This is a genomic window from Kitasatospora sp. NPDC052868 (genome assembly GCF_044547105.1).
Classification (GTDB): domain Bacteria; phylum Actinomycetota; class Actinomycetes; order Streptomycetales; family Streptomycetaceae; genus Kitasatospora.
The window spans coordinates 44,341-58,523 of sequence record NZ_JBITZW010000016.1 but is presented as its reverse complement, the minus strand read 5'-3'; the positions used below and the strand labels follow the sequence as shown (position 1 = coordinate 58,523).

General features: G+C 74.6%; 10 protein-coding genes. 2 read left to right on the top strand and 8 right to left on the bottom strand.

Annotation, left to right across the window (positions count from 1 at the left end; all coding sequences use genetic code 11):
* Genes ACIGZJ_RS25205 through ACIGZJ_RS25190 form a run of 4 tightly spaced genes read right to left on the bottom strand, consistent with a single transcriptional unit; the run spans position 1 to position 5,703 of the window.
* Positions 1-1,827, bottom strand: a complete 1,827-nt coding sequence (locus tag ACIGZJ_RS25205; protein WP_396459333.1) for an IucA/IucC family protein — start codon at positions 1,825-1,827, stop codon at positions 1-3.
* Positions 1,805-3,295, bottom strand: a complete 1,491-nt coding sequence (locus tag ACIGZJ_RS25200) for a lysine N(6)-hydroxylase/L-ornithine N(5)-oxygenase family protein (RefSeq protein ID WP_396459332.1) — start codon at positions 3,293-3,295, stop codon at positions 1,805-1,807. Before ACIGZJ_RS25200 ends, ACIGZJ_RS25205 begins: the two co-directional genes overlap by 23 nt.
* Before the next feature lie 15 nt (positions 3,296-3,310).
* Complete coding sequence (locus ACIGZJ_RS25195) at positions 3,311-3,988, bottom strand: GNAT family N-acetyltransferase (protein ID WP_392940623.1); 678 nt, start codon at positions 3,986-3,988, stop codon at positions 3,311-3,313.
* Positions 3,880-5,703, bottom strand: coding sequence for an IucA/IucC family protein (locus tag ACIGZJ_RS25190; RefSeq protein WP_396459331.1), 1,824 nt, complete (start codon positions 5,701-5,703; stop codon positions 3,880-3,882). Before ACIGZJ_RS25190 ends, ACIGZJ_RS25195 begins: the two co-directional genes overlap by 109 nt.
* A 373-nt stretch (positions 5,704-6,076) precedes the next feature.
* Here ACIGZJ_RS25190 and ACIGZJ_RS25185 point away from each other — a divergent pair, with 373 nt between their 5' ends.
* Positions 6,077-7,246 carry a trypsin-like serine peptidase gene (locus ACIGZJ_RS25185; protein ID WP_396459330.1) on the top strand — a complete coding sequence of 390 codons (1,170 nt, stop codon included), beginning with the start codon at positions 6,077-6,079 and terminating at the stop codon, positions 7,244-7,246.
* A gap of 31 nt (positions 7,247-7,277) precedes the next feature.
* Complete coding sequence (locus ACIGZJ_RS25180) at positions 7,278-8,414, top strand: trypsin-like serine peptidase (RefSeq protein ID WP_396459329.1); 1,137 nt, start codon at positions 7,278-7,280, stop codon at positions 8,412-8,414.
* 73 nt (positions 8,415-8,487) lie between these two features.
* Here ACIGZJ_RS25180 and hflX read toward each other — a convergent pair whose 3' ends face one another.
* The 4 genes from hflX to ACIGZJ_RS25160 all read right to left on the bottom strand — a co-directional run bounded on the left by hflX (position 8,488) and on the right by ACIGZJ_RS25160 (position 14,160).
* A complete protein-coding gene (gene hflX / locus ACIGZJ_RS25175; RefSeq protein WP_396459328.1) occupies positions 8,488-9,993 on the bottom strand; it encodes a GTPase HflX in 1,506 nt (501 codons plus the stop codon).
* A gap of 148 nt (positions 9,994-10,141) precedes the next feature.
* Positions 10,142-12,496, bottom strand: coding sequence for a RelA/SpoT family protein (locus ACIGZJ_RS25170; protein ID WP_396459327.1), 2,355 nt, complete (start codon positions 12,494-12,496; stop codon positions 10,142-10,144).
* Between the two features lie 159 nt (positions 12,497-12,655).
* Entirely contained in the window at positions 12,656-13,564 is a 909-nt protein-coding gene (gene dapF / locus ACIGZJ_RS25165) for a diaminopimelate epimerase (RefSeq protein ID WP_396459326.1), read from the bottom strand.
* Between the two features lie 86 nt (positions 13,565-13,650).
* On the bottom strand, positions 13,651-14,160 hold the full coding sequence (locus tag ACIGZJ_RS25160; RefSeq protein ID WP_392940484.1) for a hypothetical protein: 510 nt from the start codon (positions 14,158-14,160) through the stop codon (positions 13,651-13,653).
* Positions 14,161-14,183: the final 23 nt, after the last annotated feature.

The window sequence follows — 14,183 nt, the reverse complement described above, 5'->3', positions numbered from 1 at the left end:
CTACGGGGCGGGGGTGACAATCCGATCCCGTTGCCCGGGCAGCACGTCCGCGCCCCGGGGCGCCAGCGCGTTGGGGACGGTGCCGTGCCGGGCCGCGTGCGGGCGGTGCGGGCGGTCGCCGTAACCGTCCAGGAGCAGCCGGTTGCGGTTGAGGCAGAGCCGGTCGATCCGGGGCGGGAACAGGTCGAAGAGCTCGAAGCGCTCGCGCAGCTCGGGGAACCGCTGCTGGTAGCGGAGCACCTCGGCGCGCAGCAGTGCCCAGAACTCGGCCTCGGGCAGGCCGGTCTGCGCTTCGAGCAGCGGGGCGAGGTAGCGGAAGACGCCGATGAACAGGCCGGAGTGGAGGAACTGGCAGAGGCCCTGTGGGTCCTCGCGCAGCAGGACCTCGCCGACCTCGGCGGGCAGGTCGCGCAGCTCGGGCAGGTCCTGGTCGCTGAGGTTGACGTCGTCGACGAAGTCCTTGACCGCGAGCCGGGACGGGGTGTCGTGCTGGTCGAAGACCAGGATGGCGTTCTCACCGTGCGGGGAGAAGACCAGGCCGTAGCGGTAGAGGAAGTGCAGCAGCGGCGGCAGCATCGCGGCGAACAGCCGGGTCGTCCACGCAGCGGGGGTGAGCCCGGAGCGGGTGATCAGTTCGGCGGCGAGCGCGCGGCCGTCGGAGCCGGTCTGGAGCAGGGCGGCCAGGGTGCGGGCGCGTTCGCCGCGGTCCAGGCGCGGGCCGAGCGGTTCGCGCCAGATCGCGCCGAGCAGTTCCTTGTACTGGTAGGGCGCCTCGGGCAGTTCGCGGTAGAGCGGGTGGTCGACGGTGACGGAGGCGATCTCGCCGAGCAGGATCACCCGGCAGTCGTCGCGCAGGAAGGCGTCCGCCTGCCGCAGCCCGTGGATCCAGGCGGTGACGGCGGGGGCGGCCAGCGTGCGCTCGGTGGGCAGGCCGCGCCAGACCAGGGTGTTGAGGATGGCGAGCGGCAGTTTGACGGTGCAGCGCTCGGGCCGGCTGAGGTTGAAGAAGGAGCGGATGGACTGCTGGGGCAGCCGCAGGTCGCCGTCGGAGGGCAGCGGGACGATCTCGCCGCCGGCGATCCACGGGGCGAACAGCGGGACGACGGTCTCGTCCCACTGCCAGGGGTGGACGGGCAGCAGCAGGTAGTCGTCGGCGTCCGGGCCGAGGGCGGCGCGCAGGGCGTCGGGGTCGTCGAGTTCGCGGGCGTAGAGCTGCTCGGGCTCGGTGAGGCCGGGGACTCCCCGGTACTGGGCGAGGCGCCGGTGGACGGCGATCCAGGGCAGCGGCTGCGGGGTGCGGGCCTCGGGGGCCCAGCGGGCGGCGTCGGTGGCGGAGAAGCCGATCCGGCCCTTGTTGGGGACGATCCAGGGGTGACCGGTCTGCCGGCCCTCCAGCTCGACGTGGTCGAGGTCGGCGAGTTCGGCGGCGGTGGGGGCGGTGGCGAGCTGGTGGGCGTCGGCGATCAGGGTGGCGGTGAGCTCGCGGATCAGGTGGCCGGTGGTGTCGCCGCCCAGGCCGAGGGTGTGCCGGGCGTACTGGAGGAAGCGCAGCGGGTCGAGGCCCTCGGGGTTGCGGCACTGCAGCGAGGCGGGATCGACCTGCCAGCCGTCGTACGCGCCGCGGCGCGCGGTGAAGCGGTACTCGGCCTCGGGCAGCCGGAGCAGGTAGGCGCCCTCGCGGTCGGCCGGGACGGGTGTGATCAGCTCCTCGTAGGCGAACTCGCCGAGCATCTTGGCCAGCAGTGCCCGGCTCGCGCGCCGCCAGTGCCCGGGGGCGAGCTGCGGGGGCAGGTACAGCGGCGGTTCAGCGGCCGGCGGTTGCGGCACGGGTCCACTCCTGGGGTCGCGGAACGGCGGGGGCGGTGAAGTCGGCGGGGGCGGTGCTCTGGGCGGAGGCGGTGCTCTGGGCGGAGGCGGAGGCGGTGGCGGAGCCGGAGGCGGTCGGATCGGCGGCCCCGGCGGGTGTCACCGGTGGCGCGAAGCCGGTCCAGGCGGTGCGGGCGGGCAGCCGGTGGACGGTCCGGCCGGCCACGGCGTTGAGGATCACGGCCGCACGATGGGCGCCGAGACCCAGGTCGGGCGTGCCGACGCCGTGGGTGTGCAGTTCGGCGTTCTGAACGTACAGGCCGCCGGTCAGTTCGGGGAGGGTCGCGACACGGTGTTCGAGGTCGACCCGATAGCGGCCGGCCTCGTCCCAGTCGATCAGGTGGGCGAGCGGCTCCAGGGCGGCCGGGCGGGCGGCGCGGTACCCGGTGGCGAGCACCACGGCATCGGTGCGCAGCACGTGCTCGGCGCCGGAGTCGGTGTGCCGGCAGCGCAGTTCGAGGCCGCCGCAGGGCCCGGGCCGGGCCTCGGTGACGGCGGTGCCGGGGGTGATCTCGACCGGGACGGTGCCGATCGGCAGGCCGATGGTCCGCTCGTACAGGTGGTCGTGGATCTCGGCGAGGGTCTCGGCGCTGGCGGCCTTGTGCAGCTGCCACTGGGCCTCGACCAGGGTGTCCCGGACGTCGGCGGGCAGGCCGTGGAAGTAGCGGGTGTAGTCGGGGGTGAAGTGCTCCAGGCCGAGCTTGGAGTACTCCATGGGGGCGAGGGCCCGGGTGCGGGTGAGCCAGCGCAGCCGGGTGCCGTCCCCGGCACGGCGGCGCAGCAGGTCGAGTAACACCTCGGCGCCGGACTGTCCGCTGCCGATCACGGTGATGTCGCCGGCGCCGTCGAGGGCCTCGCGGCGGTCGAGGTAGTCGGCGCTGTGGAAGGCCCGCGGATGGCCGTCGAGGGCGGCGAAGGCCTCGGGCCGGACGGGCCGGGTGCCGACACCGAGGGCCAGGTTGCGGGCGTACACGGTGTGGCCGCGCCCGCTCGCGGTGTCCCGCAGCTCGGCCCGGTACAGCGTGCCGTCCCGGTGCAGGGCGGTGACCTCGGTGGCGAAGCGGCAGTTGGCGAGGCGTTCGGCGGCCCAGCGGCAGTAGTGGTCGTACTCCCGGCGGGCGAGTTGGAAGCGCTCGGCGAAGTAGAACGGGAAGAGCCGGTCCTGCTCGCGCAGGTAGTTGAGGAAGGACCAGGGGTTGGTGGGGTCGGTCAGCGAGACCAGGTCGGCGAGGAACGGCACCTGCATTCGGGCTCCGTCGACCAGCATGCCGGGGTGCCAGCGGAACTCCGGGCGCTGGTCGCAGAAGAGCGTGCGCAGGCCGGGTACAGGCTCGGCGAGCGCGGCGAGCGACAGGTTGAACGGGCCGATGCCGACGCCGAGCAGGTCGTACGGCCCGGGCTGGAGGGTGTCCGGCTGAGGGGGTTCCATGGGGTCGGGGGTGTCCTAGGAGGAGTGGGGAGGGCGCTCGCGGATCATCAGGGCGGCGCGTTTGTCGGGCAGGTCGAGTTCGGCGGCGCGGGCGAAGCCGGCCCGTTCGAAGGCGCGGACCGAGCGGCGGTTGCGGACGTCGGGTTCGCCGACCACCCGTTCGCAGCGGGGCCTGGTCCGGAGGATGTCGGCGGCGAGGGCGTCGAGCAGGGTCGCGCCGAGGCCTCGGCCGCGGGCGGCGGCGGGGCCGAGCAGCAGGTGCACTCCGGTGTCGTGCGGCCGGGCGGGGTAGTGGCGGGCGAGCGGGTCGAGGTCGGCCCGGTAGACCTCCCAGTAGCTCATCGGGGTGCCGTCGAGCAGTCCGATCAGGGGCAGGCTTCGGTCCTCGCCGTCGAGTTGGGCGCGCAGGTGGCGCTCGGTGGTGGCGGGCGGGCCGTCGAGCTCCCAGTAGGCGGCGACCTCGGGGTCGTTCATCCAGGCGGTGAGCAGCGGCAGGTCGGCGGGCAGGCGTACCGGGCGCAGGGCGAACTCGCCGGCGGCGGTGGGCAGTACGGCCCGGGCGGGCGCGTCGTCGGGCAGCAGGGTCACCGGCCTGCCACCGGGTTGGGGATGTCGACGTAGACGGACTGGCTGGCGACCGGGCCGACGAGTTCGTCCATGCCGTTGATCCGGGTGAGCAGGTTGGCCTTGCAGGGCAGGGTGGGCGCGTCCAGCAGCAGGGCGGGCAGCGCGGATCCGGTGGCGGCGACCCGGGGGCTGCCGAGGAAGCCGCGCAGGGCGGCGAGCAGGACGGTTTCGTCGGCCAGCCGCTGGGAGCCGAAGGCGCCGATCAGGCCGAGGACGTGGTTGATGCCGAGGTAGTAGGCGAAGTGGTGGTCGATCACCTCGTCGGTCAGGAAGGTGTCGCTCCGGGTGCCGAGGCCGGGGAGCCGGGTGGTGAGCCGCTCGGCGGCGCTCTGCCGGTAGTAGTAGCCCTGGTTGTCGCGGTAGCGCCCGCCGGTCGGCCAGCCGTCCCGGTCGAGCAGGACGAGGCTGTTCTGCTGGTGGGCCTCCAGGGCGATGCCGGCCTGTCCGTCCAGCCACAGGACGGGCAGGACCACGGCGTCCAGGTAGCGCAGGAACCATTCGGCGGCCACGGTGGCGGGCGGGCGGCCGCAGCGGGCGGCGAGGGTTCGCAGGGTGTCGCCGAGCAGCGAGGGCACGGTGTCGCCGGTGCCGAGCGGCTGTTCGGCGACCAGGCCGGCGACGCAGAGGGCGCGTTCGGCGGGGCCGAAGGGCTGGGCGCGCAGCACGGTGTCCAGGCCGCCGGGATCGCCGAGGGCGGGGTGGTCGACGCCGATCCAGGCGGGGTCGCGGACGATGTCGAAGCCGGGGTGGGCGGCCCGCCACTCGGCGGCCAGGCCGCTCTCCAGCAGCCGGTGCATCTCCAGCCCGCGGTGGAGCTCCTTGCGCAGGTTCTCCCGGCGGGAGTTGGTGATCCGCAGGCCGAGCGAGAGCTTGAGCATCCAGGGTGTGCCGGGCCGGTAGACGGTGCGCACCGAGGAGGTGGGGTGCCACGGCTCGCCGTGCGGGCCGAGGTCGTGCAGCAGGCCGTCGGCGAGCAGTGCGGCGACGGCCGGGCGCAGGGCGAGTTCGCGGGCCTGCCAGGGGTGCAGCGGCAGGGCGGCGGTGCCGGGCGGCAGCAGGGCCTGGTCGCCGAGGAGCCCGGCGGTGATCCGGTCGGCGCTCTCGGTCACGGCGGAGCCGGCGGCGAGCAGTTCCCGGTCGACGGCGTACCAGTGGAGCCGGAAGGAGCCGTGCAGCTCCGGGGAGTAGGCGGCGCTCTGGGCGGGGCCGAGGCCGTCCCGGCTCTTGGGGGTGGGGTGCAGCGGGTGGCCGAGCAGCAGGGACTGTTCGGCGGCGAGGAACTGCGAGCCCTCCGGTCCGCCGGGGGCGGCGGCGGTGCGGCGGTGGGCCAGGATGTCGGCGGTGCGCACCACGGAGTCGGCGACCCGGGCGGCGAGGTCGGCGACCTGGCCGGGGTCGGGGCGGTCGGCGGCCGCCGCGGCGAGCAGGGCCGCGGCGGTGACGGCGTCGACCGGGGCGTCGGCGCCGCCCTCGCCGACCGCGAGGGTGGCGGGGCCGAACCGGTGCCAGCCGCCGGGCGACCAGTAGCGGACGGGTGCGGAGAGCCGGGCGGCGCCGCCGAGGACGGCGATCCGCAGCCGCCCGTCGGGGCCGGGGGTGGCACCGGTCTCGCGGGCCCAGCAGCGCAACAGGGCCTCCATCGCGGCCTGTTCGGCGGCGACGGCGGGGTCGGGGTGCAGCAGCGGGTCGGGGTGCGGCAGCGGGTCGGGCTGGGCGGGGCGGGCCGGGGCGGGCCGGCGGGCCGGGATCGCGGGCGGGGCTCCGGTGAGGGCGGTGCTCAAGGCTGCTCCTTGGGGCGCGTGGAGGTGCGGACGCGGGCGGTTGGTGGAGGGGGTCTGGCGGGCGCTCGCACCGGTGCGTCAGGTAAGGGTTACCTATCCCTGACGGGTGATCACAAGAACGGCTCACTCGTCCGGGTGAAGAGCGGGGATTGTTCAACACTCAGGAGGGAGGGCCTGTCGTTCCGACGACACGGCGGAGGGCTCGTCCGGCACGGCAGAGGGTCCGTCCGGCACGGCAGAGGGTCCGTCACAACCCGGTGGCCGGTGGCCGGGCGTGCAACCAGGGGTCGGCCGGTGCCGTCCTGGTGGCCAGTGGGAGACTCCAAGGCGGCGAGCCGCCATCGCACAGGACCAGCAGGGGGAAGCGAACACCATGCCATCGATCCACCGGTCAGCCCTTGCCGCCCTCGCCGCGGGGACCCTGCTCGCCGTGAGCGCCTGCGGTCCGGACGGCCCCTCGGGCGGGGCCGGCGCAGCCCCGCCGCCCTCCTCGGCCACCGCCACCGCCACCGGGGGCGGCGGCGTGATCGGCGGGCTGACCCTGCCCTCCGGCATCCCGACCAGTCTGCTGGAGGGCCTGCCGAAGAGCTGGGAGGACCTGACGAAGTGGAAGTACGAGGACTGGGACAAGTGGGCGTCCAAGCACGTCTTCAACAACCCGGTGGTGAAGGACTTCTGGAACCCGGACAAGATGGGTGACTCCAAGCCCGCCGAGCCGGCGCCGCCCAGCACGAAGCCGGTCGAGGACCCGGGGGTGACCGATCCCGAGCCGCCGGTCGTCAAGGCGACCCCGGTGGCCCGCCCGTACACCAAGCAGCCCTCGGGGAAGGTCTTCTTCAGCGCCCAGGGCGGCCGGGGCAACTGCTCGGCCACGGTGATCACCGACCCGCAGCGCCCCGGCAAGAGCAACCTGGTCTGGACGGCCGGGCACTGCGTGCACGCGGGCAAGGGCGGCGACTTCCTCAAGGACCTGGTCTTCGTCCCCGCGTACAACAACTCCGGCGCCTCCAGCGGCGGCAAGAAGGCCCCGCTGTCCGAGCTGGCGCCGCTGGGCACCTGGTGGGCGGACCAGGTCTCGACCTCCCCGCAGTGGATGGTCGAGGGCGGCGGAACGGGCGACGCGGCCAACCAGTACGACTTCGCGATCATGCGGGTGCACAACCAGAACGACACCGGCAAGTCGCTGGAGGAGACGGTCGGCGCGGCCGTCCCGGTCTGGTTCGACGCCCCCCGCGACAAGCTCGGCGTCTCGGCCATCGGCTACCCGCTGTACAAGCCGTTCGACGGCCAGGAGCTGTACAAGTGCGACGGCGGCAAGCCGACCCGGCTGTCGTTCGACCCGAAGCGACCCTCGATGCTCACCATCGGCTGCACCATGACCCAGGGCGCCAGCGGCGGCGGCTGGTTCGCCACCATGCCGGACGGGAGGACGGCGCTGGTCAGCAACACCTCGATCGGCACCCAGGACCACACCTCGCTGAGCGGCCCCTACCTGGAGTCGGTCGCCAGGCAGGCCCTGGACTGGATCTCCAAGAAGCAGTAGCCGCCGGCACACCAACGGGGACGGATTCACCATGCCGAAGACCAGTCGGCGCGGGTCGCGGCGCCGGGCCGTGTCGGCCGGTGCCGCGGCGCTCACCGCGCTCTCGCTCGCCGCGGCCGGCTGTGGCCCGGGCGGCTCGGGCGGCTCCGGCGCCGCGTCCAGGGCGCCCGCGGCCGCCCGGCCGGGCGCGGGCCCGCCCACCGGCCAGCTGGAGCCGGCCGACTGGAAGGTCGCCGACTGGGCGCGGTTCGTCGGCGAGAACGCCTTCGTCAACGAGGTGGCCCAGGGATTCTGGTCCGTCGCCCGGATGGAGCGCGCCAAGGGCCGGGCGGCCCCGGAGTTCTCGTACCGGACGGCCGCCGCCGGCGTCGACCGCGACCCGCCGCCGGCCGCCGTCGCGGCCAGGGCGGTGCCGCACCCCTACGGCCCCGGCACCGCGGTGGTCGGCAGGATTTTCATGACCGCGCCCGAGGGCGAGGCGGCCTGCTCGGGCACGGTGGTCGGCGACCCGGCCAACCCGGGCCGGAGCAACCTGGTCTACACGAGCGCGCACTGCCTGCACGACGGCAAGGGCGGCGGCTGGATGAAGAACCTCGTCTTCGTCCCCGGTTACAACCGGGACGGCCAGGCGGTCCGCGGCAGGCCGTCCACCGAGCAGCAGCTCTCCCCGTACGGGCGCTGGACGGCGGTGCGCGCGCTGGTCTCGCCGACCTGGCTCAAGGAGAGCGGCGTCGGCGCCAACGCCCAGTACGACTACGGGATCATCCGGGTCAGGAACGAGAACGGCTCCGGCACCTCGCTGGAGGAGGCGGTCGGCGGCTCGATCCCGATCTGGTTCAACGCCCCGCGCGACCAGATCACCTCGGCGTCCTCCTACGGCTACCCCGCCGAGCGGCCGTTCGACGGCACGGCGCTCAGCCAGTGCGACTCCGCCATCCGGCCGGGCCGGCTCTCCTTCGACGCGGCGCGCCCGCCGATGTACGTGATCGGCTGCAGCATGACCGGCGGCGCCGTCGGCGGCGGCTGGTTCATCGTCCGGGACGGCAAGCCGAACCTGATCAGCCTCAGCTCGATCGGCAACCGCAACCCGTCCGAGTACCTGGCCGGCCCCTCGCTCCAGGACCAGGCCAAGCAGGCCTTCGGCTACTTCAGCAAGAACGTGCGGTAGCCGCCCGACGCCTCGGGCCCCGGCCCCCCGATGTGGGGGGCCGGGGCCCGAGGCGTTACAGCTCTTCCCGGGCTCAGCCCTGGGTCAGCGCGACCGTGTAGCGCTCCAGCTCGGCCGCCAGCTCCGCCGCCACCTTGGCGTGCAGCAGCGTGCCCTCGCCGGTGTGCTCGGTGGAGAGCAGCTCGCCCTCGGCGTGCACCCGGGAGACCAGGTCCCCGCGGGTGTACGGGACGAGGGCCTGCAGCTCGACCGCCGGGCGCGGCAGCTCGTCGTCGATGAGCTTCAGCAGCTCGGCGATGCCCTGACCGCTGCGGGCCGACACCACGATGGCGTGCGGCTCGCGGCGCAGCAGGCGCTGCAGGACGTGCGGGTCGGCGGCGTCCGCCTTGTTGATCACCACGACCTCGGGCACGTGCTGTGCGTCGACCGAGAGGATCACCTCGCGGACGGCGGCCAGCTGCGTCTCCGGCTCGGGGTGCGAACCGTCCACCACGTGCAGGATGAGGTCCGCGTCGGCGACCTCCTCCATGGTCGAGCGGAACGCCTCGACCAGGTGGTGCGGCAGGTGCCGGACGAAGCCGACGGTGTCGGCCAGGGTGTACACCCGGCCGCTCGGGGTCTGCGCCCGGCGGACGGTCGGGTCGAGGGTGGCGAACAGCGAGTTCTCCACCAGCACGCCCGCACCGGTGAGCCGGTTGAGCAGCGAGGACTTGCCGGCGTTGGTGTAGCCGGCGATGGCCACGGACGGCACCTGGTGGCGCTTGCGCTCCTGGCGCTTGGTGTCGCGGCCCGTCTTCATCGCGGCGATCTCCTTGCGGAGCTTCGCCATCTTCTCGCGGATCCGGCGCCGGTCCGTCTCGATCTTGGTCTCACCGGGACCACGGGTGGCCATACCGCCGCCGGAGGAGCCGGAACCGCCACCACCCATCTGCCGGGAGAGCGACTGGCCCCAGCCTCGCAGGCGCGGCAGCATGTACTGCATCTGCGCGAGCGAGACCTGCGCCTTGCCCTCACGGGACTTGGCGTGCTGGGCGAAGATGTCGAGGATCAGGGCCGTCCGGTCGACGACCTTGACCTTGACGACGTCCTCCAGCTGGATCAGCTGGCCCGGGGTGAGCTCACCGTCGCAGACCACGGTGTCGGCACCGGTGGCGGCGACGATGTCGCGCAGCTCCTTGGCCTTGCCGGAGCCGATGTACGTCGCCGCGTCGGGCTTGTCACGGCGCTGGATGACGCCGTCGAGCACCTGGGAGCCGGCCGTCTCGGCGAGGGCGGCGAGCTCGGCCAGCGAGTTCTCCGCCTCCTCGGCCGTGCCGTCCGTCCAGACGCCGACGAGCACCACGCGCTCCAGGCGGAGCTGGCGGTACTCGACCTCGGTGACGTCCTGGAGCTCGGTGGAGAGGCCGACGACGCGGCGCAGCGCGGCACGCTCACTGCGGTCGTACTGGTCGCCGTCGTAGTGGTGGTCGAGGTCCTCGTCGATGGCCGCGAGGTCCTCGTCCATGAGTGCTTCCGCCCGGAGGCCGTCCATACGGCGGCCGGCTTCGGCATTGTCGCGGGTGTCGAACGTGGAGGTCATTCTGTCCTTTGGCTGGCTGGTGCGGATGGCCTGTCTGCGACCGTACGGACGGTCGTACCCGGAGTCTGCCCAGCTGCCGCCCCGACTACCGCTCGGGCGAGGTGTGAGCTACCCCTGAGGACCGCGGGCTGCACCCAGGCTGTTTTTCTCAGTGCCCGGTGAACGCCGCGGACCGGCCGTGAATTCCCCATGATGGTCGCACGCCCGGCGCGGGCGGGTCATCCCCATTTCCCGGGTCGGGCGCCGGAGCCGACCCGGCCGCGGGAGTCGGGGCGGGCCCGGCCGCCTCCTCCGGGGCGGGCCCGGACCCCGTCTCCGGGGCCGCGGCCGCCGGGGCCGGGGCGTGCGGGCGGCCGACGTCGTACACCCCGGAGACCTTGAGCATCGCCCGCATCACGGCGGGCAGCGCGCCCGGCTCGGGCAGCTCCACGGTGTAGGTGTGCCGGACCCTCAGCTCCTGCGGCGGCTCGACCTCGGCCGAGACGATCCCGACGCCCTCCCCCGAGATCGCCGCGGTGAGGTCGGCCAGCAGCCGGGGCCGGTTCAGCGCCTCGGCCCGCAGCGTCACCCGGTACCCGGACGGCGGCGCCGCCCCGGGCTGCCAGTGCACCTCCAGGACACCGCGCCCGTCGGCCCGCATCCGCTCCCCCGCCGGGCAGCCGCCGCGGTGCACGGCCACCACCCCGCCCCGGATCGCGAAGCCGCTCACCGCGTCCGGCGGCACCGGGGTGCAGCAGCGGGCCAGCCGCACCGGCGCGCCGGGCCGGTCGGCCACCGTGGCGGGCGCCGCGCCGCGCTCGGCGGCCCGGTGCGCGGGCGGCGCCGGCTGCCCGGCCGACGGGCCGGTGCGCACCACCGCCACCCGGGTCGGGTGGTCGGCCAGCCAGCGCTCGATGGCCAGCCGGGCCCCGGGGGTACGGGCGTGCGCCAGCCACTCGGGGGCCGGGCCGGAGGGCTCGGCGGCGCGCGGTCCGCTCTCGGTGAGCACGGCGAGCCGGTCGCCGTCCTGGAGCACCGTGGACAGGGCGGTGAGCCGGCCGTTGACCCGGGCGCCGATACATCGGTGGCCGGTGTCCTCGCCGAGCAGGTACGCGGCGTCCACGCAGCTGGCCCCGGCCCGCAGCTGAAGCGTCTCGCCGTCCTCGGTGACGACGGTGATCTCGCGGTCGCCGGAGAGGTCGGCGGTCAGCGCGGACCAGAAGGCGTCCGGGTCGGGGGTGTCCTGCTGCCATTCGAGCAGTCGGCTGAGCCAGCCGGGCCGGGCCGGGTCGGTGCGGTCCAGCTCGTCGGCGCCCTGGTCGGCGCCGGGCTGCCGGGGGTCGCCCAGGGCCACCACCCCGGTCTCGGCCACCTCGTGCATCCGCCGGGTGCGGACCAGCACCTCGACCACCGTGCCGCCGTCCAGCGCCACGGCGGTGTGCAGCGACTGGTACAGGTTGAACTTGGGGGCGGCCACGAAGTCCTTGAACTCGCCGGGCAGCGGCGTCCAGCAGGTGTGCAGCTCACCGAGGACGGCGTAGCAGTCCGCGTTCTCCTCGACGACGACCAGCAGCCGCCCGAAGTCGGCGGGCTGGGGGCCCTGCGGCCGCCCGTCCGGACCGGCCGCGGCGGCCCGCTTGAGCAGCACCCGGTGCAGCGAGACGCAGTGCCGGGGGCGGACGGTCACCTCGGCGGCGACCCCGGCCTCGGCGAGCTGGCGGGCCAGCGTCCGGGAGAAGGGCTCCAGCAGGGTGTCCGGCCCGTCCTCGTGCCCGGTGACCAGGGCGCGGGTACGGGCGTACTCCTCGGGGTGCAGGGTGGCGAAGACGATGTCCTCCAGCTCCGCCTTGAGCACCTGGATGCCGAGCCGCTCGGCCAGCGGGATCAGCACGTCCCGGGTGACCTTGGCGATCCGCACCCGGCTGGCGGGCTTCATGTGCCGGATCGTCCGCATGTTGTGCAGCCGGTCGGCGAGCTTGATCACCATCACCCGGACGTCGTCCCCGGTGGCGACCAGCATCTTGCGGAAGGTCTCCGCCTCGGCGGCGGCGCCGAAGTCGACCTTCTCCAGTTTCGTCACCCCGTCGACCAGGTAGGCGACTTCGGGCCCGAACCCCTCACCGACCTGATCAAGCGTCAACTCGGTGTCCTCGACGGTGTCGTGGAGCAGCGAGGCGACCAGGGTGGTGGTGCCGGCGCCGAGTTGGGCCAGGATCATGGTGACGGCCAGCGGGTGGGTGATGTACGGCTCGCCACTCTTGCGCTTCTGGCCGCGGTGGCTGGCCTCGGCCAGTCGGTACGCCCGGCCGAGCAGGCCGAGGTCGGCCTGCGGATGGTGGCGGCGGTGGGCCTGGACGAGCGGTTCGATGGCGTCCGGCAGCGGCGGGCGGCCGGTGGCCAGCAGGGCCGCGCGGCCGGCCCGGCCGAGTGCGGCCCTGCCCAGCCCGCCGAGGGGCCGCCTGGGCCCGGCCTGCCGTGCGGATGTCGGCTGCCCCGCCAGGGGCTGCCCGGCTTCGATGGTCATCGGCACCTCCGGCAGCGGTCACCGGAGCCGATGGCCGACCCGGTGGTCCATGCTACCGAGCACAGCACGTTCCGCGACGCGCTGCTCCCCGTCCGTCATGGGGATCACCCGAACGGGGGGATTCACCGCCTCGCGAAATGGGCAAACCGCCCGCCGCCGTCAGAGCCCGAGGGTTTCGAGCCACCGCGGGTCGAGCACACCGCTCGCCACGATCACCGCCGGACCGGTCATCTCCACCCGGCCGTCCGGGTGCTCGGTGATCACCAGCCGGCCGCCCGGCAGGTCCACGGTGTAGCTGACGGACTCGCCGGTCAGCGCCGGGTCGGCGCCGTCCCGCCGGGCGGCGGCCACCGCGACGGCGCAGGCGCCGGTGCCGCAGGAGCGGGTCTCGCCGGAGCCGCGCTCGTGCACCCGCATCGCGACGTGGCGCGGGCCGCGGTCCACCACGAACTCGACGTTGACGCCCTCCGGGTAGACGCCCTCGGGGCTGGTCAGCGGCGCGTTCAGCAGATCGCCGGCGTGGTCCAGGCTCGCCACGAACGCCACCGCGTGCGGGTTGCCCATGTTGACGTTGCGGGCCGGCCAGCGCCGGTCGCCGACCGCCACCTCGATCCCGTCCGGCCCGGGCAGCCGGGCGTGGCCCATGTCCACGGTGACCTGGCCGGGGGTGCCGTCCTCGGCGTCCTCGGCGACCCGCGCCACCAGGACCCCGGCCCGGGTGGCCACGGCCACCTCGCCCGGCTTGGCCAGCCCGGCCTCGACCAGGTAGCGGGCGAAGACCCGGACGCCGTTGCCGCACATCTCGGCGATGCTGCCGTCGGAGTTGCGGTAGTCCATGAACCACTCGGCCCGGTCGGCCATCGCGGCGGCGGCCGGGTCGGCGGCGGCGCGCACCACGCGCAGCAGGCCGTCACCGCCGATCCCGGCCCGGCGGTCGCAGAGTGCGGCGACGGCCACGGGGCCGATCGTCAGTCGGCCGTCCGGGTCGGGGAGGATGACGAAGTCGTTCTCGGTGCCGTGGCCCTTGAGGAAGGGCAGGCCCGCGGGCTGCTGGGAGGAGTCGCTCACCCACCCGATGGTACTGAGCCGGCCGGCGGGACACCGCCCCGGACCGGCAGGCGGACCGGCAGCCGAGGCCCGGCAACGGCGCGCGGTCAGCGCAGGTGGACGACCCGCCACAGGGCGAGCGCGCAGGCGACCAGCGCGATCAGCGTGTAGATCACGATCGCCTTCCACCCGGCCCGCTCGCCGGAGCCCCGGCGGGGCAGGCCCGGCCACTTGTACCCGGCGTGCCGGGCGGCCATCGCGCCCCAGCCGACCGAGGCGGCGGTGAGCAGCAGGCCGAGCATCCCGACCATCGCGGAGCCGGCCCCGCCCGAGCCGAAGGCCAGCGGGAAGGCGAACATCAGCGAGCCGGCGGTGGCCAGCAGGGCGATCGGCAGCGTCTGCCACCAGCGCAGCCGGCGGCGCGGGCGGATCTCCCGCTCGTGCACCGCGCCGGCGGGGGCGCGGGTGTCGAGGGCCGGGAGGGCCACCGCGTAGGAGGTGGGCACATCCAGGCCGGGCAGCACGGGCAGGTCCGGGAGGGTCGAGGCGTCCAGGCCGTCGGCCTCTGCGGTGGCGCTCCTGCGCTGCCCGGTTTCGGGGCCGGTACCCGTCGACACGCGGCCTCCCCTGACAGTTCGAC

Excerpts from the sequence above, each read along its gene's own strand:
- ACIGZJ_RS25200 (WP_396459332.1), bottom strand. The coding sequence starts at position 3,295 with ATGGAACCCCCTCAGCCGGACACCCTCCAGCCCGGGCCGTACGACCTG.
- ACIGZJ_RS25185 (WP_396459330.1), top strand. The coding sequence starts at position 6,077 with ATGCCATCGATCCACCGGTCAGCCCTTGCCGCCCTCGCCGCGGGGACC.
- ACIGZJ_RS25180 (WP_396459329.1), top strand. The coding sequence starts at position 7,278 with ATGCCGAAGACCAGTCGGCGCGGGTCGCGGCGCCGGGCCGTGTCGGCC.
- hflX (WP_396459328.1), bottom strand. The coding sequence starts at position 9,993 with ATGACCTCCACGTTCGACACCCGCGACAATGCCGAAGCCGGCCGCCGT.
- ACIGZJ_RS25170 (WP_396459327.1), bottom strand. The coding sequence starts at position 12,496 with ATGACCATCGAAGCCGGGCAGCCCCTGGCGGGGCAGCCGACATCCGCA.